Below are 18,577 nucleotides of genomic sequence, written 5' to 3' on the forward strand. Positions count from 1 at the left end.
GGACGCGGAAGGACCCCTCCGGACGGAGGAGCGTCCGGAGGGGTCCCTCAGCCGGCCTGGACCAGGTTCTCGATCAGTGAGCCTTGTCGAAGAACTGCTCGTCCTCGGTGGAGCCCTTGAGCGCCGTCGTGGACGAGTTCGGCGAGATCGCCGTGCTGACCAGGTCGAAGTAACCGGTGCCGACCTCGCGCTGGTGGCGGGTGGCGGTGTAGCCGCGCCCCTCGGAGGCGAACTCGCGCTCCTGCAGGTCCACGTAGGCGGTCATGCCCTCGCGGGCGTAACCGTGCGCCAGGTCGAACATCGAGTAGTTGAGGGCGTGGAAGCCCGCCAGGGTGATGAACTGGAACTTGAAGCCCATGTGGCCCAGCTCGCGCTGGAACTTGGCGATGGTGGCGTCGTCCAGGTGCTTCTTCCAGTTGAACGACGGCGAGCAGTTGTAGGCCAGCATCTGGTCGGGGTACTCGGCCTTGACCGCCTCGGCGAACTTGCGGGCCAGCTCCAGGTCCGGGGTGCCGGTCTCCATCCAGATGAGGTCGGAGTACGGCGCGTAGGCCAGCGCCCGGGAGATGCAGGGCTCGATGCCGTTGCGGACCCGGTAGAAGCCCTCGGCGGTGCGCTCGCCGGTCAGGAACTCGCGGTCGCGCTCGTCCACGTCGGTGGTGATCAGGGTCGCGGCCTCGGCGTCGGTCCGCGCGATGATCAGGGACGGGACGCCCGAGACGTCGGCGGCCAGGCGGGCCGCGTTGAGGGTCTTGATGTGCTGGCCGGTCGGGATGAGGACCTTGCCGCCCAGGTGGCCGCACTTCTTCTCGGAGGCCAGCTGGTCCTCCCAGTGCACCCCCGCGGCGCCGGAGGCGATCATGCCCTTCATCAGCTCGAAGGCGTTGAGCACGCCGCCGAAGCCGGCCTCGGCGTCGGCCACGATCGGGGCCAGCCAGTGGGTGTCGCCCTTGCCCTCCGACCACTGGATCTGGTCGGCGCGCAGCAGCGCGTTGTTGATCCGGCGGACCACGGCCGGCACCGAGTTGGCCGGGTAGATGCTCTGGTCCGGGTAGGTCTGCCCGGCCAGGTTGGCGTCCCCGGCGACCTGCCAGCCGGACAGGTAGATGGCCTTGAGGCCGGCCTTGACCTGCTGGACGGCCTGGTTGCCGGTCAGCGCGCCGAGGGCGTGGACGTAGTCCTCCTCGTGCAGCAGCTTCCACAGGCGCTCGGCGCCGAGGCGGGCCAGGGTGAACTCCTCCTGGACCGAACCCCGCAGCCGCACGACGTCCTCGGCCGTGTAGGTCCGTTCGATGCCCTTCCAACGAGGGTCGGTGTCCCACTGGCGCTGCAGTTCCTCGGCGGCGCCCTTGAGGCGACTGTCAGTCATGTCGGTGCCCTTCTGGTGTCGTCCCCTGGGTGCTTGCGTCGAGTGTGCCCCGGTGTCCAGCCCGAGATGTACTAGGAAGTAACAGAAGATTGGAAAAAGTTTCTGTATCATGAAGCCGTGGCGACCTTGCGAACGGAAGAACCACTGAACTTGTCGAGTGACGTAGATCTCGTCACCTTCGGACAGCGGCTGCGTCACCTGCGGCGGGCGCGCGGTATGACCCTGTCGGACCTGGGCGCGAAGGTCGGCCGGGCCCCCTCCCAGCTATCCCTGCTGGAGAACGGCCGCCGCGAGCCGAAGCTGTCGCTGCTGCAGTCGCTGGCCGCCGCCCTGGAGGTGCCGGTCGAGGAGCTGCTGCGGCGCCAGCCGCCCAGCCGCCGCGCCCAACTGGAGATCGCCCTGGAGGAGGCGCAGCGCGACCCGCTGTACCAGTCGCTGGGCCTGTCGTACCTCAAGGTCGGCAAGCGGATGCCCAACGACGTCATCGAGCACATCCTCGCCCTGTACGAGGAGCTCAAGCGCAGCCGCACCAAGCCCACCGCCAGCCCCGAGGAGGCCCGCAAGGCCAACGCCGAGCTACGCCGCCAGATGCACGAGCGCGGCAACTACTTCGGTGAGATCGAGCAGGTCGCCGCGCGCACCCTGGGCGCGGTCGGCTACCGGGGCGGGGCGGTCTCGCAGGGCATGCTGATGTCGCTGGTGCAGCACTTCGGCTTCGACCTGCGCTATGTCCAGGACCTGCCGCACTCGGTACGGTCCGTCACCGACCTGCGCAACCGGCGGATCTACCTGGAGCGCGAGCAGCTCGGGATGCACACCCCGCGCACCATCCTGATGCAGACCCTCGGGCACATCGCCCTCGACCACGACGTGCCCCGCGACTTCGCCGACTTCCTGCGCCAGCGGGTGGAGGCCAACTACTTCGGCGCAGCGATGCTCATGCCGGAGTCGGCCGTGGTGCCCTACCTGCAGGAGGCCAAGGCCGCCCGCGAGCTGTCGGTGGAGGACCTGGCCGACGTGTTCTCGGTGTCGTACGAGATGGCCGCGCACCGCTTCACCAACGTGGCCACCCACCACCTGGGCCTGCAGTCGCACTTCACCAAGAACGACGAGAGCGGCACCATCTACAAGGCGTACGCCAACGACGGGCTGATCTTCCCGCAGGACTCCGACGGCGCCATCGAGGGGCAGCGGATGTGCCGGCAGTGGGCCGGGCGGCACGTGTTCGCCGCGCCCGACCGCTTCTCGGTCTACTACCAGTACACCGACACCCCCAATGGCACCTATTGGTGCCTGTCGCACATCGACCCCAGCCACGAGCGGGACTTCGCCATCACGCTCGGCGTGCGCTTCGAGGACTCCCGCTGGTTCCGGGGCCGGGAGACCACCAACCGGGTCAGGTCCTCCTGCCCGGACGGGGACTGCTGCCAGCGCCCGCCGGCCGAGCTGGCGCAGCGCTGGGAGGGCATGGCCTGGCCGTCGGCGCGCGCCCACTCCCACGTGCTGTCGGTGCTGCCGCCCGGCGCCTTCCCTGGCGTGGACGACGCGGACGTCTACGAGTTCCTGGACCGGCACGCCCAGGGGTAACCGGTGTGTTGTGTGGTTGTTAACTCTTTGGGACGAATGACTTGGATCGTTCCCCCTGGTACTGGATCCGCTGCGATGTGGGTTTCCCTTAGGGAGGTCGTTCACCTGCGGAGGGAGTGCGCGTGCTGACTGAGGCCACCATGTGGATGCGCCGCCGGACGAGTACGGCGGCGGACTGGCCCGTGGAGACGCTCCTGGCGGCCAAGGCCGCACAGGCGGTCACCGGGCCCGGCCAGGGACGGATCAGCGTCGTGCTGCCCGCCCGCAATGAGGAGGAGACGGTCGGCACGATCGTCGCCGCGATCCGCCGGGAGCTGGTGGAGCGGGCGCCGCTGGTCGACGAGATCGTGGTGATCGACTCCCGGTCCACCGACCGCACCGCCGAGGTGGCCGCCGCGGCCGGGGCCGAGGTGGTCGCCCAGGACGCGGTGCTGCCGGAGCTGCCGCGCATGTCGGGCAAGGGCGAGGCGCTGTGGAAGTCGCTGGCCGCCACCACCGGCGACCTGATCGTCTTCGTCGACGCCGACCTGCGCAATTTCTCCCCGCACTTCGTCACCGGACTGCTGGGCCCGCTGCTGACCGACCCCTCGGTGGGCTACGTCAAGGGCTGCTACGACCGGCCGCTGGTCACCGGCGGCACCCGGGTGGACGGCGGTGGCGGCCGGGTCACCGAGCTGGTCGCCCGGCCGCTGATCAACCTGCACTGGCCGGCGCTGGCCGGGGTGCTCCAGCCGCTGGGCGGCGAGTACGCCGGGCGCCGCTCACTGCTGGAGCGGCTGCCGTTCGTCACCGGGTACGGCGTGGAGCTGGGGCTGCTGCTGGACGTCTTCGCCGACTCCGGGCTGGACGCGCTGGCACAGGTGGACCTGGGCGACCGGGTGCACTCGCACCAGTCCACCGAGGCGTTGGCGGCCATGTCCGGCCAGATCATGCTCACCGCCTGGTCGCGGCTGCAGCGGCACGGCCGGATGCTGCCGCTGGAGGATCCGGCGACCGCGCTGGCCTGGTTCCAGCGCACCGGCACCGGGCACGACGTGCGGGTCAACGACGTGGGGGTGCAGGAGCGCCCGCCGATGATCGAGGTCCCCGGCTACGCCGGGACGGGCCGCTCGTTGCTGCCGGAGCGCTGACCCGCCGCCGTGTCCCCGCCGCTCTCTCCGCCCATGTGTTACCAGTGGTAACCCGAAGGTCGTTCTGGGTGCTACCGTTGGTAACACACGTGTTGGAGAAAGGGTCAATAAGCGATGACGAGCAGCGAGGCGGTGCCCTTCTCGCTCGACCTCAGCGAGGACGTCGCCGAGGTCAGGCAGTGGGTCCACGAGTTCGCCAAGGACGTGATCCGCCCGGCGGCCGAGGAGTGGGACGAGCGGGAGGAGACCCCCTGGCCCATCATCCAGGAGGCCGCCAAGGTGGGGCTGTACTCCCTGGACTTCTTCGCCACCCAGTGGCTGGAGCCCACCGGCCTGGGCATCCCGGTGGCGTTCGAGGAGCTGTTCTGGGGGGACGCCGGCATCGCGCTGTCCATCGTGGGCACCGGGCTGGCCGCCGCCTCGGTGGCGGCGGTCGGCACCGACGAGCAGACCATGGAGTGGGTGCCGCAGATGTTCGGCAGCCCCGGCGACGTCCGGCTGGGCGCCTTCTGCGCCTCCGAGCCGGACGCCGGCAGCGACGTGGGCTCCATCCGCACCCGCGCGGTCTACGACGAGGCCGCCGACGAGTGGGTGATCAACGGCACCAAGACCTGGGCCACCAACGGCGGCATCGCCGACGTCCACGTGGTCGTCGCCTCCGTCCACCCCGACCTGGGCAGCCGCGGCCAGGCCAGCTTCATCATCCCGCCGAACACCCCGGGCCTGCGGCAGGGGCAGAAGTTCAAAAAGCACGGCATCCGCGCCTCCCACACCGCCGAGGTCGTCCTGGAGGACGTGCGCATCCCCGGCCGCCTGATCGTCGGCGGCAAGGACAGGTTCGACGAGCGCATCGCCCGGGTCCGCGAGGGCAAGCGGGCCAAGGGGCAGGCCGCGCTGAAGACCTTCGAGACCACCCGGCCCAGCGTGGGCGCCATGGCGCTGGGCGTCGGGCGCGCCGCCTACGAGTACGCCCTGCAGTACGCCCAGGAGCGCGAGCAGTTCGGCCGCAAGATCGGCGACTTCCAGGCCGTGGCGTTCAAGCTGGCCGACATGAAGACCCAGCTGGACGCGGCCCGGCTGCTGGTGTGGCGGGCCGCCTGGATGGCCCGCAACGGCCGGGACTTCGACAACGCCGAGGGGTCGATGGCCAAGCTGTTCGCCAGCGAGATGAGCGTGCGGGTCACCGAGGAGGCCATCCAGATCCTGGGCGGCAACGGCTACACCCGGGACTACCCGGTGGAGCGGATGCACCGCGACTCCAAGATTTTTACGATCTTCGAGGGCACCAGCGAGATCCAGCGCCTGGTCATCGGCCGCACCGTCACCGGGCTGCCGATCCGCTGACGTGGGCGCGGCGGGACGCCGCCGCACCTGCCGACCGGCCCCGCCCGGAGCGTTCCGGGCGGGGCGCGCTTCGTGTTCCCCCGGGAACGATGGATGATCGACTCGCCATCCGGTGACGCGCGGACGGGTCGCCGGCGGCCGGCGATCGGCAGTGCCGGCGAGGGCTGACTAAGGAGCGTTCCATGGTGAGCGAGGCAGGCGATGAGCACGCGTGACCCCGACCGGCGGCGGGCCCTGCTGGAGGCGGCCGACCGGGTGATCCGGCTGGAGGGCCCCGGCGCGTCCATGGCCGCCATCGCCGCCGAGGCGGGGATCAGCAAGCCGATCCTCTACCGGCACTTCGGCGACAAGTCCGGCCTGTACCAGGCGCTGGCCGAGCGGCACACCCGCCGGCTGGTCGAGGCGATCCTGGAGGGCTTCCACGGCCCCGGCTCCGAACGGGACCGGATCCGCTCGACGATCGACACCTACCTGGCGATCATCTCCGAGAACCTGCAGCTGTACCGGTTCCTCATGCACCGCGCCAGCGCGGAGGACGCGGCCACGCACAGCGCGATGAGCACGATGATCCGCGGGCTGAGCCAGGAACTGGCCAAGGTGCTGATGGCCGAATCCGAGCTGGCCGACCCCGCCCGCGCCTACGTGTGGGGGCACGCGGTGATCGGGATGGTGCAGACCGCGGGCGACTGGTGGCTGGACCATCCGGAGGTGTCCCGCGCGACCGTGGTGGACGCCTTGGCCGACCTGATTCTGGTCGGCCTGCCGGCGGCGTCGGCCCCGCCACCCGGCGTGCCAGTCCAGGACTGAGGACAGGCCGTCAGAGTGGTTCCAAGATGGGGACAGGCCGTCAGGGTGGTTCCAAGATGGGGACAGGCCGTCAGGGTGGTTCCAAGATCGAGGAGAGGCTGCCAGGATAGTCTCGTAACCGGTCACTTACGCGGGTGGGAGGCGGCAGCGTGGACCTGCGGGAGATCGTCGCGCCCCTGGCGGAACTGCTCGCCGAGCGGTACGGGCCCGATGTTCAGGTGGCGGGGCTGCGCCGGGCCGCCGGCGGGGCCTCCCGGATCACCTGCGTGTTCGACGCGGTCACCGCGTCCGGCCGGGCGCACCCCCTGGTCCTGCGGCTGGCCACCCCCGCGGCCGGGTTCTCCGGCGGTCCGCTGCCCCGGGAGGCGGCGCTGATGCGGGCGGCCCGCCGGGCCGGGGTGCCCAGCCCCGAGGTGATCGTCGACGGGACCGCCGAAGGCCCGCTGGGCGCGGAGTTCGTGGTGATGGAACGGGTCGAGGGCGAGACCATCCCGCGCCGGATCCTGCGCGACCCGGCGCTGGCCGGGACACGGTCCCGGCTGGCCGCCGAGTGCGGGCGGATCCTGGCCGCCGTCCACTCCGTTCCCGTCACCGCCGTCCCCGGGCTGGAGCGGGACGACGGGCTCGGCCGCTGGCGCGACCTGCTGGACGCCGCCGGTGAGCCGCATCCCGTCCTGGAGTTCGCGCTGCGCCGGCTGGAGGCCGACCGGCCGCCGCCCCACCCGCCTGCGCTGGTCCACGGGGACTTCCGCAACGGCAACCTCGTCATAGGTCCCGAGGGGGTGCGCGCCGTCCTGGACTGGGAGCTGGCCCACATCGGCGACCCGCTGGAGGACCTGGGCTGGCTGTGCGTGCGGGCGTGGCGGTTCGGTGCCGCCGAGCCGGTCGGCGGCTTCGGGCCCTACGACCAGCTCGTCGAAGCCTACGAGGAGGCCGGCGGCGTGCGCGTCGATCGGGACGCGCTGCGCTGGTGGGAGATGTACGGGGTGCTGCGCTGGGCGGTGATCTGCCTCATGCAGGCCCGGCGGCACCTGGACGGGTCCGAGCGTTCGGTCGAGCTGGCCGCGATCGGGCGGCGGGTCGCCGAGAACGAGTGGGACCTGCTGCAGATGATGCCCTGATCGGCTCCGCTCAACGTCGTATCCGCTCGCGCCCGGTCAGATGGGCGTACACGACGACGTTGTCGCTGTAGGAACGCCGGGCGTGGTCGAACGTCCCGCCGCAGGTGACCAGCCGCAGCCCGGCGTAGCGGACCGGGCCGTAGACGCGCCGGCCGGGGAATCCCTCCTTGGGGACCTGCTCGGTGGCGTCCACAGCGAACACCGCGACGCTGCGATCACGGCGCACCACCCGGACGACGTCCCCGGGCCGTACCTCGCCCAGCCGGTAGAAGACCGCCGGGCCGCGCAGGTCGTCGTAGTGGCCGAGCAGGACGGCCGCGCCGCGCGATCCGGGCGCCGGGCCGTGCCGGTACCAGCCGACATGACGCGGCCGGTGCAGCGGCGGCACCTCCACGGTCCCGTCGCGGTTCCTGCCGACCGGCAGTACGGGGGCCCGTACCCCGAGGCGGGGGATTTCCAGCCGTACCGGTGCGGAGGCCGGCATCGCTTCGCCATCGGGGATGTGCCACAGGGCGCGCGGGCCGTCGTGGACCTGCCCTGTCCGCTGGTCTTCGGGCGAGCCGTGCCCCCAGGCCACCGCGGCCGTCACGGCCAGCACGACCGCGGCGAGGTACTCGGCGTTCTTAGGCCTTGCCACGGCGGCGGACGAGCACCACGCCACCGATCACGGCGGCGATCACCGTGCCGAGGAGCAGGGTCGAGCCGGCGGAGGGACGGCCGCCACCGGTGTTCTCGGCGGTCCCGCCGCCCCCGGTCCCCGCGCCGCCGCGCGGATAGTCGACCTGCTCGCTCTCGGTGCTCCCGGAGAACCCGCCGCCGGAGATCCCGTCCCTGACGCGGAACCTGTCGCTGGCCGAGGTCATGGACGGCTCGCAGATCGCCGTCACCGTGTAGGTGCCCTCGCCGACGCGGCGCACGGTGACGGGGACCCGGTACCGCCCCTCGGAGTCCACCCTGACGGACTTGCCGTTCAGTGCCTGGCTGACGATCCGCACCGTGTCGTCCCCGGTGCGGTCGCAGGTGCCGACGACGGTGACCGTCTCCTCGGCCATGGCGTAGCCGGGCTCGATGTCGATATCGATGTCAATGTCAGCGGCCGCCGTGGCCGCCGCGGCCAGCGCGGACGGTGCAGGCAGCAGCAGGACGGCCGCCGCTCCCGTACCGGCGGCGATGGTCTTGACGCGCACGTTTCCCCCGATGAGACCGCCGGAGGGCGGGGCCGCGCCCCGCCGCCGGCGAGGTGGGTCCCCGGCGGCGGCCGGACGGGCCCGGCACACCAGCTTCGATCACTCTTGGTGTTCGATCTGTGTCTTTCAGTTATACCAGTGTGCCGGGACGGGACCGCGGGGGCCTCGGAGAACCAGGTCAGAAGGCGATAACGGGGTTGCGGTGGGGCAAGGGTCGCCTGGCCCGGCACTCCAGGGGCTGCCGGAGGAACGGGTCAGCGCAGGCCGAACTCCCAGTTGCGGCCCTGCGCGTACTCCTTGAGGATGCGCCGCGCCGTGGTGGTGATGTGCACCTCGTCGGGACCGTCGTAGATCCGGGCCTCCCGCGCGTGCCGGTACATGCGGCCGAGCGGGGTGTCGTCGGTCAGTCCCTGCGCCCCGTGCACCTGGACGGCCCGGTCGATGACGTTGTGCAGCATCCGCGCGCCCGCCACCTTGATCGCCCCGATCTCCACCCGTGCTTGGTCGCCGGCGTCGATCCGGTGGGCGGCCTGCAGCGTGAGCAGCCGGGCGGCCTGGATCTCGGTGTAGGAGTCGAACACGTGCTGCTGCATGAGCTGCTTGTCGGCCAGCGGCCCGCCGAACGCCGAGCGCTCGTGCAGCCGGGCGCACATCAGGTCGAAGGCCCGCTGTGCCTGCCCCAGCCACCGCATGCAGTGGAAGATCCGACCTGGTCCCAGCCGTTCCTGCGCGATCACGAAGCCGTGCCCGCGCGGCCCGAGCAGGTTCTGCGCCGGAACCCGCACCTCGTCGTAGAGCACCTCGCAGTGACCGCCGTCCAGGCCCAGCACCGGGGTGTCGCGCACGATCGTGTAACCGGGGGTGTCGGTCGGCACCAGGATCATGCTGAACGACAGATGGGGGACCGTCCCCTCCGGTTCGGTGCGGCACATCACGGTGGTGTAGGCGGCCCGGTCGGCGAGCGTGGTGAACCACTTGCGGCCCCGGATCACCCACTCGTCCCCTTCGAGGGTGGCGGTGGTGGTGAGTTGGGTGGGGTCGGAGCTGGAGATGCCCGGCTCGGTCATCGCGAAGCTGGGGTAGATCTCCGCCTGGACCAGCGGGCGCAGGTAACGCTCGCGCTGCTCGGCGCTGGCGTGCCGGTGCAGCATCAGCGAGTCCTGCAGGGTGAACGTGCCGAGGGCGAGTTGTCCGAACTCGCTGCGGCCCTGCACCTCGTTGACGTACACGTAGTCCAGGAACGGCAGGCCGCCGCCGCCCAGCTCCTCGGGGTGGCCCAGCGCCCACAGCCCTTCCTGTTTGGCCTGCCGTTGCAGCTCGGCCAGCAGGGCGGCGGAATCCCGGTCCCCCCGGCGCAGCACGGGTTCGGCCGGCTCGACGCGCTCGGTCATGAAGGCGTACACCGCGTCGCGGATCGGACGCACGGATGCGGGCACCTCGAAGCCCATGGATCCTCCTCGGTTTAGAATCGAATTCTGTTCAAGATGGAGGTGAGGCGCGATGGCCCCGCCGCACGACGCCCCGTCCGCCGGTGAGCTGGTCGCCGCGGTCCGCGAGTTCCTGGAGCGCGAGGTCCTGGCCGGACTGGAGGGACGCGCCCGCTTCCACGGCCTGGTGGCGGTGAACGTGCTGGGCATGGTCGAGCGGGAACTCGAGCACGGCCCCGCCCAGCGGGCCGCCCACCGCGAACGCCTGGCCGCGCTCGGGTTCGACGACGACGCCGCGCTGGCCGCCGCCATCCGCTCCGGCGCGCTCGACGACCGGTACGCCGAGCTCAAGGCGGCCCTGCGGGACACGGTGCGCGACAAGCTCGCCGTCGCCAACCCCGGCTACGCCGAACCCGGCGCGTAGACGCGTCGACCCGGCGCATGGACGCGTCGGACCAGGCGCTTGGACGCATCGGGTCCTGCGTGTGGACGCGTCGGGTCCGGCGCATGGGTGTGGGATCCGGGAGCATCGAGTCCGCCTGCGGAACGCCGCGGGTCAGCCGCCGGTGATGTCGTCGGCGATGTCGCGGGCGCCGTAGCCCTCGGGCGCGGGCACCTCCACGATCGGGTCGTCCCGGTCGTCGAACTCGGTCCGCAGCGCCCTGGACATCGTCGCGTGCATCTCGTACAGGCAGGTGGTGTAGGTCAGCTCCAGGATCTGCTCGTCGGGCAGGTGCTTCTTGAGCGTGTTGAACACCTCGTCGTGCACCCGGCCGCCGCCCAGCACCAGCGCGTCGGTGTAGGCCAGCACCGCCCGTTCCAGCTCGTCGAACAGGTCCGACACCTCCCAGTGCGCCACCGCCTGCACCTTCTCGTCCGGCACCCCCAGCGCCCGCATCTGCTTGCAGTGCTGGGAGAACACGAACTGGCTGCCGCGCGCCCAGCCGGCCCGCGTCTGCCCCAGCTCCCGCAGCACCGGGTCGAGCTTGACGTTGCGGTAGACGTTGAAACCCTGCACGCAGTGCTTGAAGATCGCTGGGTCCAGCGCGAAAACGGTCCACCAGTCACCGGGACTGCCCGTGGCGGTGCCGGGTTCGGCCACCGGGTCGCGGTCCTCCCCGAACAGCCGGTCGTAGAAGAAGAGAACGAGCTTGTCGGTGGCCTCGGCGCGGCTGACCTGGCGGAGTCTGGGCATCAGCAGGTGTCCTTGTCAGAGAGGAAGTTGGTGGGCCCCGCGCACGCGGGGACGGACCGACGGTCCACCGGTTACCGGGCGTTCCGGCCGCTTCGGCCCCGCACCTGCGGGGACGGCCGTCAGACGGTGCGGTCGGCGGCGGTCCTGGGCTCGTGGCGGACGTCGTCGGGGGAGTTCAGCTCCCGGGTCCAGGCCGCGAACTCCACCAGGATGCCGTCGGGGTCCCGGAAGTAGATCGAACGTACGAACACCCCCTCGTGCATCTCGGGCGCCACCCCGAACTCGCTGTCGTCGTGGTTGAGGATCACGCCGACGTCGACGCCCTTGGCGATCAGCTTGTCCCGGTACTCCTCGATCCGCTCGGCCGGCACGTCGAAGGCGATGTGGTTCATCGAGCCCACCGCCGACAGCAACTCGCCCCGGTCGGGCAGGCCCCTGGGCGCCGACACCCCGGGCACCGGCTCCGGGGCGTCGGGGAACCAGAAGAAGGCCAGCGCGTTGCCGCCGCCGCAGTCGAAGAAGAAGTGCTGGCCCCAGCCCATGGGCAGCTCGATGGTCTTGATCAGCGGCATGCCCAGCACGCCCTGGTAGAAGTCCACCGTCCGCTTCATGTCGCGGCACACCAGCGCCAGGTGGTTGACCCCGCGCAGTTCGAACTCGTCGTTGACCGCACTCATGTTCCGTCACCTCACGTAAGTGAGTCCTTTCGGTCATCCTTTCAGGGTTCCCCGGCGAATAGAACCCAGTTCGGGTCGCCGCCGGGTGGGCATGCGCTAACCTGGTGCCACTATGCGAACCGCACGGCACCAGTGGTGGTGGCGTCGCTGAGGCGGCGCCGGTTCGTGCATGTCCGACAGCCAGCGACCGCCCCCCATCCGGCGGTCGTTTTCGCGTTCGCGAGCGCCGGGCGGGGCCTGAAGACCGAAGGGCCACCACGGTGGAGACCGACGCACAGCGACCCCAGACCCGCGAGTACCTGACCGCCGGCGGCGTGCGGGTGCTCCGCACCGCCACTCCCGTCGACCCCGGGCGCAAGTCCGACGTGCTCGACGCCCTCGTCGCCTCGGTGGGGGAGCGGCGCGGCGGCGTGCTCAGTTCCGGCATGGAATATCCGGGCCGTTATAGCCGCTGGCACATGGCCTACGTCGACCCCTGCGTCGAGGTCGTCGCCCGGGGCCGGCGGATCTCGGCCCGCGCCCTCAACACCCGCGGCCGGGTGGTGCTGCCGGCCATGGCCGAGGTGATGCGCGGCACCGGCGAGGTCATCGCCGAGGAGGCCGGCGCGGTGTGCGAGGTGTTCGTGCCGCCCACCGAGGAGTTCTTCACCGAGGAGGAGCGCAGCCGTCAGCCCACCGTCTTCACCACGCTGCGCGCCCTGGTCGACCTGTTCCGCTGCGACGATCCGCACCTGGGCCTGTACGGCGCGTTCGGCTACGACCTGTCGCTGCAGTTCGAGCCGCTGCGACTCGGTCACACTCGCCCCGACGACCAGCGGGACCTGGTGCTGCACCTGGCCGATGAGCTGACCGTCGTGGACCGCAAGCGCGAGACCTCGCACCGCATGTCCTACGACTTCATCATCGGGGACACCACCACCGTGGGGCTGCCGCGCGCCACCGAGCACACCCCGGTGGCCGTCGCCGCCGAACTGCCGCCGCAGCCGGTGCCCGGCGTGTACGCGCAGATGGTCCGCGACGCCAAGCAGAAGTTCATCGACGGTGACCTGTTCGAGGTCACCCCCAGCCACGCCATGTACGGGCGCTGCGACTCGCCGGTGGTCTTCTTCGAACGGCTCCGCGAGACCAACCCGGCCCCGTATGAGTTCATGTTCAACCTCGGCGACGGCGAGTACCTCGTCGGCGCCTCTCCGGAGATGTTCGTCCGGGTGAGCGGTGACCGGGTGGAGACCTGCCCGATCGCCGGGACGATCCGGCGCGGCGCCGACGCCCTGGAGGACGCCGAGCAGATCCGTACCATCCTGTCCTCGGCCAAGGACGAGTCCGAGCTGACCATGTGCACCGACGTGGACCGCAACGACAAGGCCCGCGTCTGCGTCCCTGGCAGCGTCCGGGTGATCGGCCGCCGCCAGATCGAGCTGTACTCACGGCTGATCCACACGGTCGACCACATTGAAGGGCGGCTGCGGCCCGGCTTCGACGCCCTGGACGCCTTCCTCACCCACATGTGGGCGGTCACCGTCACCGGCGCCCCCAAGACCTGGGCGATGCAGTTCATCGAGGACCACGAGGAGACCCCCCGGCGCTGGTACGGGGGAGCGGTCGGCTTCGTCGGCTTCGACGGCTCGATGAACACCGGCCTGACCCTGCGCACCGCCCAGATCCGGGACGGCGTCGCCACCGTCCGGGCCGGCGCCACCCTGCTGTACGACTCCGACCCGGACGAGGAGGAGCGCGAGACCCATCTGAAGGCCAGCGCCCTGCTGCGCGCCCTGGCCGGTGACGAGCAGCCGCCGGTCGCGGCGGAGGCCGCAGGCGAGCCGCTGCCGGGCGAGGGCCTGAAGGTGGTGCTGGTCGACCACGAGGACTCCTTCGTCAACACGCTGGCCGACTACTTCCGCCAGCAGGGCGCCGAGGTGGTCACGCTGCGGCACGGCTTCCCGCAGCGGCTGCTGGACGAGCTGTCGCCCGACCTGGTCGTGCTGTCCCCGGGCCCGGGCCGCCCGGCCGACTTCGACACCGCCGCCCTGCTGGACGCCCTGCGCGAGCGCGACCTGCCCGTCTTCGGGGTCTGCCTGGGCCTGCAGGCCCTGGTGGAGCACGCCGGCGGCGAGCTGGCGCTGCTGCCCGAGCCCTGGCACGGCAAGCCCGGCCGGGTGAAGGTGGCCGGCGGGCGGCTGCTGGAGGAACTGCCGGACGAGTTCGTCGCGGCCCGCTACCACTCCTTGCACGCCACTCCCGACCGGGTGCGGGGCTTCCAGGTGACCGCGCTGACCGGCGACGTGGTCATGGCGATCGAGGACCCGGCCACCCGCCGGTGGGCGGTGCAGTTCCACCCCGAATCCATCCTGACCGCCGGCGGCCGGGCCGGCCACCGCGTCATCGCCAACGTCCTGCGCCTGTGCCGCGAGCGGACGGCGCCGGCGGGCTGATCCCGGATTCGCGGCGGCGGCCTGGTGGTATGGCCTGTGGAGAGAATGTTCGCGCAGGTAGGACGCGAATCGGTTTGATTCGGGATGTGCCGGGCATTCCGGGTGCGCATCGCTCAACTGAACCAAGAAAGAAGGAGCCCCCGTGTACACCCTGCTCTGGCTGCTCGCGGTCGTCCTGGTGGTCGCCGGCATCTACGTCATCGTCGCCCGGCGCGACATTCTGTGGGGAATCGTGCTGATCGTCGTGGGGCTGCTGGTCGGGCCCGGTGGCGTGAGCATCTTCGGATGACGCGGTTGCCGATTCCGCACAAAACAACGGCCCTCCCGTCCCGTGGTTCCCACGTGGACCGGGGGGCCGTTTCCAATTCTCGCTACAGGGCGGTGATCTGGACGCGGGTGTCGTGGTAGACGGCACCGCCGCCCATGTCCGAGTCGCGTTCGTCGACGAGCGCGTTGGGGTTGGCGCCGCCGGACAGTTTCGGCCAGTGCCCCTTGGTGGTGGCGGCCACGCCGGGCCGTACCGCGTCGCTCACCTCCGCCACCGCCTCCAGGGTGCCGCGGTCGTTGGTCACCCGTACCCGCCGCCCGTCGGTGATGCCCCTGGCGGCGGCGTCGTCGGGGTGCAGCACCACCCGTGGTCCACCGGCCCGCCGGCGCAGTTCGGGATTGTTGGCGAACGTGGTGTTGAGAAAGTGGTGGGACGCCGAGGAGATCAGGGACAACGGGTAGCGCCGGGCCCGTTCCGGATCGGCGGGCTCGGCCGGGGGGACGTATCCGGCCACCGGGTCGTGGCCCGCCATGGCGGCGCGTTCGGAGACGAACTCCAGTTTCCCCGAGGGCGTCGGGAAACCGTCGGCGAACGGGACGAACGGGTCGGGCACCGCCAGCCGCGCGAAACCCTCCTTGCGCAGCCGGTCGAGCGTGATGCCGGTCAGCCGAGGGTCCCCGGAGCCGAGGGCCTGCTCGGCCAGTTCCTCGTCGGAGTCGTACAGGGCCGGCTCGTCCAGCCCCAGGTGCCGGGCCAGCCTGCGGAACGTCTCGGTGGTGGACAGGCACTCGCCGGGCGGCGCCACGGCGGGCTCGTTCCATGACAGGTAAAGGTGGCCGTAGCCGTTGTGCAGGTCGGCGTGCTCGTGCTGCATGGTGGCCGGCAGCACGATGTCGGCGTAGTCGGCGGTGTCGGTGGGGAAGTGCTCCAGCACGACGGTGAACAGGTCCTCGCGCGCCAGCCCCCGGCGGATCTTGGACTGGTGCGGGGCGCTGGCGGCCGGATTGGCGGCGATCACGAACAGCGCCCGCACCGGCGGGTCGTCCAGGTCCAGCAGGGCCTCGCCGATACGGGTCATGGACAGCTTGCGGGTCATGGCGGGCCGCAGGTCGTCGCGGAACAGCGCCGCCTGGTCGATCGGATAGTGGTCGTCGGTGGAGTACGACAGGCCGCCGCCGGGCCGGGCCCAGTCGCCGGTCACCGCCGGCAGGCAGGCCAGGGTCCGCAGCGTGGCGCCGCCCCCGGCGTGCCGCTGCAGGCCCATGGTGGCCCGGATGGCGGTCGGCCGGGTGCGGGCGATCCGCTCGCCGAGGGCGACGATGTCCCGGGCGGGCACGCCGGTGATGCCGGCGACCCGTCCCGGCGGGAACGCGGCGATGCGCTCGCGCAACTCCTCCCACCCGAGGGTGCCTTCGGCCAGGAACTCCCGGTCCTCGGCGCCGAGCCCGACGACGACGTTCATCAGGCCCAGGGCCAGCGCCGCGTCGGTGCCGGGCAGCGGGGCCAGGTGCTCGTCGGCCTGCCGGGCGGTACGGGTGCGGATCGGGTCGATCGCCACCACGTGGGCGCCGTCCCGCCGGGCGTCCTGGACGAACTTCCACAGGTGGTGGCCGCTGGTGAGGGTGTTGGTGCCCCACAGCAGGATCAGCTTGGACAGCGCCAGCGTCTCGGGGTCGATGCCGGCCGAGGTGCCGGTGGTGTAGACCAGCCCGTGGCCGCCGGCGATCGAGCAGATCGAGGGGTGGTGGCGGGAGGCGCCCAGCACGTTGAACAGGCGCTGCCCGGCCTGGCCGTTCATCCCCTGGATCCAGCCGAGGGTGCCGGTGCCCCAGTACGGCCAGATCGCCTCGCCGCCGTGCTCGTCGATGATCCCGCGCAGCCGCCCGGCGATCTCCTCCAGCGCCTCGTCCCAGCCGATCCGCTCGAACCGGCCCTCGCCCTTGCGGCCGACGCGGCGCAGCGGATACAGGATCCGGTCGGGCGCTTCGGCGCGTTCCAGCCAGCGATTGACCTTCGCGCACAGCGCGCCGCGGGTGAACGGATGCTCCCCGTTGCCGCGCAGCCGCACCGCCCTGCCGTCCTCGACGGTGACCTCCCACGAACAGGTGTCGGGACAGTCCAGCGGGCACGCCCCGAGAACCTTCAGCGGACCGGTCATCGTCGGAGCCTCCTGCTCATGGGCGTCAATGGGAAACGGGCATCACCTACCTTAGGGGCGTCCGGAACGCCGTCCCGGACACTCGGGGGCGGGTCACTTCACCTCCCTGCGGGTCACCCGGAAGAAGCCGATGAGCAGCGGTAGCAGCAGCCACACCGCCTGAGAGGTCGCCAGCTGCGCCCACGCCCGCGGGGTCAGCCGACCGCCGGCCTCGACGAGCGGCGCCGTCGTGCGGCCGGTGTCGAGCCACTGCGCCGCCCCCTCCAGCGCCGAGACGGTCTCGCCCAATACCGACCAGGCGATCGGCAGCAGGAAGCTCATCACGATCGCCAGCGGCGAGTTCAGGAACACCATGCCGAACGCCACGCCCGCCAGGACGCCGAGGACGGCGGCCAGCAGCGTGGTGGCGAGCATCTGCGGCGGGACGCCCCAGCCCGCGTCGGTCCTGTCCAGCACCGCCCCCAGCGCCCGGCCCGCCCAGGCGGCGACCGCACAGGCCGCCACGCACACCGCGGCCAGCAGCGAGGCGGCGACCACCTTGGCGGCCAGGACCCGGCCGCGGCCGGGCACCAGCGTGAACGTGGCCAGCGCGGTCCGCTGCGACCACTCGCTGGTCACCGACAACACCCCGACGACGGGCAGCAGGATGCCCACACCGGCCAGGGAGGCGCTGTAGAGCTCGGGCATCGTGCGGATGTGGCGGGGTGCGGCGAACAGCACCACGCCCACCAGCGCGACCCCGAGGAGGGCGACGAACGCCAGCAGCCAGCGCCCGGCCCGGGTGTCGACCATCTTGCGCAGCTCGACCAGCGCCAGCGTGAACAGGGACGGGCCGGCGGGCCGGTCCACCGCGACAATCATGGCGGTCATCGGGCGTTCTCCTTCGGCTCGGCGGTCAGGGACAGGAACAGCTCCTCCAGGCCGCCCTCCCCGGCGGAGCGCAACTCCAGCAGGACGGCGCCGGCCTTGGCGGCGGCGCGGCCGACCGCTTCGGCGTCCGCCTCGACGGTGAAGGCGTCGGGGCCACAGCGCCGCGCGGCCAGCCCCGCCTCCGCCAGCGCGGTCTCCAGCGCTCCGGGGTCCAGCCCGCGCACGAACGTGCCGCCGGACGTGGTGAGCAGTTCCCCCTTGTCGCCCTGGGCGACGATCCGGCCGCCGGAGATGACGACGAAGCGGTCGGCGACGGCCTCGACCTCGCGGAGCAGGTGCGAGGACAGCAGCACCGTCCCGCCCCGGTCGGCGAAGCCCCGCAGCAGGGTGCGCATCCAGTGGATGCCCTCGGGGTCCAGGCCGTTGGCGGGCTCGTCCAGGATCAGCACCCGGGGATCGCCGAGCAGCGCCAGGGCGATGCCCAGCCGCTGGCGCATGCCCAGGGAGTATCCGCCGACCCGGCGGCGCGCGGCCGCGGGCGGCAAGCCGACCTCCCGCAGCATCCGCCCGGCCCGCTCCCGGTCCACGCCCAGGACCTGCGCGGACAGTGCCAGCGTCTCGCGGCCGGTGCGGCCGGAGTGCTGCGCGGCGGCGTCCAGCAGCACCCCGACGTGCCGCCCCGGGTTGGCGATGCGCCGGTACGGGACGCCCAGCACGGCGGCCGAGCCGGACGTGGGCGGGGTCAGTCCGCAGATCATCCGCATCGTGGTCGACTTGCCCGCGCCGTTCGGGCCGAGGAAGCCGGTGACGGTGCCCGGCTCGCAGCGGAACGACACGTTCCGCACGGCCGCCACGTCCCCATACCGCTTGGTGAGCTCACTGACTTCGATCATGCCGTCCAGGCTGGCGGCGGGGGAGCGGCCCGCGCGTCGGCCACCGGTCGACGCCGCGCCGACTCAGGTCCGGACTCCCACCGACCCAGGTCTGGGCTCCGGTCGACCCAGG

Annotated in this window: 17 protein-coding genes; 8 read left to right on the forward strand and 9 right to left on the reverse strand. The window is 71.7% G+C overall.

Annotation, left to right across the window (positions count from 1 at the left end):
* Positions 1-73 precede the first annotated feature (73 nt).
* Positions 74-1,369 (reverse strand): isocitrate lyase, encoded by a 1,296-nt coding sequence (gene aceA, locus C4U03_RS02840; RefSeq protein ID WP_103935994.1) that lies wholly within the window; start codon positions 1,367-1,369, stop codon positions 74-76.
* Positions 1,370-1,519: 150 nt separating this feature from the next.
* Between aceA and C4U03_RS02845 the strand changes: the two genes are divergently transcribed.
* The 5 genes from C4U03_RS02845 to C4U03_RS02865 all read left to right on the forward strand — a co-directional run bounded on the left by C4U03_RS02845 (position 1,520) and on the right by C4U03_RS02865 (position 7,358).
* Entirely contained in the window at positions 1,520-2,956 is a 1,437-nt protein-coding gene (locus C4U03_RS02845; protein ID WP_103935995.1) for an XRE family transcriptional regulator, read from the forward strand.
* A 122-nt stretch (positions 2,957-3,078) separates the two neighbouring features.
* Positions 3,079-4,086: a glucosyl-3-phosphoglycerate synthase gene (locus C4U03_RS02850; protein WP_200826989.1), complete on the forward strand. Its 1,008-nt coding sequence runs from the start codon at positions 3,079-3,081 to the stop codon at positions 4,084-4,086.
* Between the two features lie 114 nt (positions 4,087-4,200).
* Positions 4,201-5,430, forward strand: a complete 1,230-nt coding sequence (locus C4U03_RS02855; protein ID WP_103935996.1) for an acyl-CoA dehydrogenase family protein — start codon at positions 4,201-4,203, stop codon at positions 5,428-5,430.
* A gap of 201 nt (positions 5,431-5,631) precedes the next feature.
* On the forward strand, positions 5,632-6,237 hold the full coding sequence (locus C4U03_RS02860) for a TetR family transcriptional regulator (protein WP_103935997.1): 606 nt from the start codon (positions 5,632-5,634) through the stop codon (positions 6,235-6,237).
* A 134-nt stretch (positions 6,238-6,371) separates the two neighbouring features.
* Positions 6,372-7,358, forward strand: coding sequence for a phosphotransferase family protein (locus tag C4U03_RS02865; protein ID WP_235017590.1), 987 nt, complete (start codon positions 6,372-6,374; stop codon positions 7,356-7,358).
* A gap of 10 nt (positions 7,359-7,368) precedes the next feature.
* Here the strand turns inward: C4U03_RS02865 and C4U03_RS02870 are convergent, their stop codons facing one another.
* The 3 genes from C4U03_RS02870 to C4U03_RS02880 form a co-directional block, all read right to left on the reverse strand.
* Complete coding sequence (locus C4U03_RS02870; RefSeq protein ID WP_235017592.1) at positions 7,369-7,995, reverse strand: class F sortase; 627 nt, start codon at positions 7,993-7,995, stop codon at positions 7,369-7,371.
* A complete protein-coding gene (locus C4U03_RS02875; RefSeq protein ID WP_103935998.1) occupies positions 7,982-8,545 on the reverse strand; it encodes a hypothetical protein in 564 nt (187 codons plus the stop codon). Before C4U03_RS02875 ends, C4U03_RS02870 begins: the two co-directional genes overlap by 14 nt.
* A 254-nt stretch (positions 8,546-8,799) precedes the next feature.
* Positions 8,800-9,993, reverse strand: coding sequence for an acyl-CoA dehydrogenase family protein (locus C4U03_RS02880; RefSeq protein WP_103935999.1), 1,194 nt, complete (start codon positions 9,991-9,993; stop codon positions 8,800-8,802).
* A 52-nt stretch (positions 9,994-10,045) separates the two neighbouring features.
* On the opposite strand from C4U03_RS02880, the gene C4U03_RS02885 reads away from it, so the two are divergent.
* Entirely contained in the window at positions 10,046-10,396 is a 351-nt protein-coding gene (locus tag C4U03_RS02885; RefSeq protein WP_103936000.1) for a DUF6285 domain-containing protein, read from the forward strand.
* A 132-nt stretch (positions 10,397-10,528) separates the two neighbouring features.
* On the opposite strand, the gene C4U03_RS02890 is transcribed toward C4U03_RS02885, so the two are convergent.
* Both C4U03_RS02890 and C4U03_RS02895 read right to left on the reverse strand, forming a co-directional pair.
* Entirely contained in the window at positions 10,529-11,167 is a 639-nt protein-coding gene (locus tag C4U03_RS02890) for a carboxymuconolactone decarboxylase family protein (protein ID WP_103936001.1), read from the reverse strand.
* 119 nt (positions 11,168-11,286) lie between these two features.
* Positions 11,287-11,844, reverse strand: a complete 558-nt coding sequence (locus tag C4U03_RS02895; RefSeq protein ID WP_103936002.1) for a VOC family protein — start codon at positions 11,842-11,844, stop codon at positions 11,287-11,289.
* Positions 11,845-12,104: 260 nt separating this feature from the next.
* Here C4U03_RS02895 and C4U03_RS02900 point away from each other — a divergent pair, with 260 nt between their 5' ends.
* Together C4U03_RS02900 and C4U03_RS40990 are read left to right on the forward strand one after the other, a co-directional pair.
* On the forward strand, positions 12,105-14,276 hold the full coding sequence (locus C4U03_RS02900; RefSeq protein WP_103936003.1) for an anthranilate synthase component I: 2,172 nt from the start codon (positions 12,105-12,107) through the stop codon (positions 14,274-14,276).
* Between the two features lie 142 nt (positions 14,277-14,418).
* Complete coding sequence (locus C4U03_RS40990) at positions 14,419-14,565, forward strand: GPGG-motif small membrane protein (protein WP_200826990.1); 147 nt, start codon at positions 14,419-14,421, stop codon at positions 14,563-14,565.
* Positions 14,566-14,647: 82 nt separating this feature from the next.
* Here C4U03_RS40990 and C4U03_RS02905 read toward each other — a convergent pair whose 3' ends face one another.
* From C4U03_RS02905 to C4U03_RS02915, 3 genes are all read right to left on the reverse strand, one after another.
* Positions 14,648-16,702 (reverse strand): molybdopterin-containing oxidoreductase family protein, encoded by a 2,055-nt coding sequence (locus tag C4U03_RS02905; RefSeq protein WP_103936004.1) that lies wholly within the window; start codon positions 16,700-16,702, stop codon positions 14,648-14,650.
* A gap of 93 nt (positions 16,703-16,795) precedes the next feature.
* Positions 16,796-17,572: an ABC transporter permease gene (locus tag C4U03_RS02910; RefSeq protein ID WP_235017594.1), complete on the reverse strand. Its 777-nt coding sequence runs from the start codon at positions 17,570-17,572 to the stop codon at positions 16,796-16,798.
* Entirely contained in the window at positions 17,569-18,465 is an 897-nt protein-coding gene (locus C4U03_RS02915; protein ID WP_103936005.1) for an ABC transporter ATP-binding protein, read from the reverse strand. Before C4U03_RS02915 ends, C4U03_RS02910 begins: the two co-directional genes overlap by 4 nt.
* Positions 18,466-18,577 lie beyond the last annotated feature (112 nt).

It is taken from the genome of Thermomonospora echinospora, assembly GCF_900108175.1.
Classification (GTDB): domain Bacteria; phylum Actinomycetota; class Actinomycetes; order Streptosporangiales; family Streptosporangiaceae; genus Thermomonospora; species Thermomonospora echinospora.

Coding starts and splice junctions, on each gene's coding strand:
- aceA (WP_103935994.1), bottom strand. CDS start 1,369: ATGACTGACAGTCGCCTCAAGGGCGCCGCCGAGGAACTGCAGCGCCAG.
- C4U03_RS02890 (WP_103936001.1), bottom strand. CDS start 11,167: ATGCCCAGACTCCGCCAGGTCAGCCGCGCCGAGGCCACCGACAAGCTC.
- C4U03_RS02895 (WP_103936002.1), bottom strand. CDS start 11,844: ATGAGTGCGGTCAACGACGAGTTCGAACTGCGCGGGGTCAACCACCTG.
- C4U03_RS02880 (WP_103935999.1), bottom strand. CDS start 9,993: ATGGGCTTCGAGGTGCCCGCATCCGTGCGTCCGATCCGCGACGCGGTG.
- C4U03_RS02915 (WP_103936005.1), bottom strand. CDS start 18,465: ATGATCGAAGTCAGTGAGCTCACCAAGCGGTATGGGGACGTGGCGGCC.
- C4U03_RS02860 (WP_103935997.1), top strand. CDS start 5,632: ATGAGCACGCGTGACCCCGACCGGCGGCGGGCCCTGCTGGAGGCGGCC.
- C4U03_RS02905 (WP_103936004.1), bottom strand. CDS start 16,702: ATGACCGGTCCGCTGAAGGTTCTCGGGGCGTGCCCGCTGGACTGTCCC.
- C4U03_RS02910 (WP_235017594.1), bottom strand. CDS start 17,572: ATGACCGCCATGATTGTCGCGGTGGACCGGCCCGCCGGCCCGTCCCTG.
- C4U03_RS02885 (WP_103936000.1), top strand. CDS start 10,046: ATGGCCCCGCCGCACGACGCCCCGTCCGCCGGTGAGCTGGTCGCCGCG.
- C4U03_RS02855 (WP_103935996.1), top strand. CDS start 4,201: ATGACGAGCAGCGAGGCGGTGCCCTTCTCGCTCGACCTCAGCGAGGAC.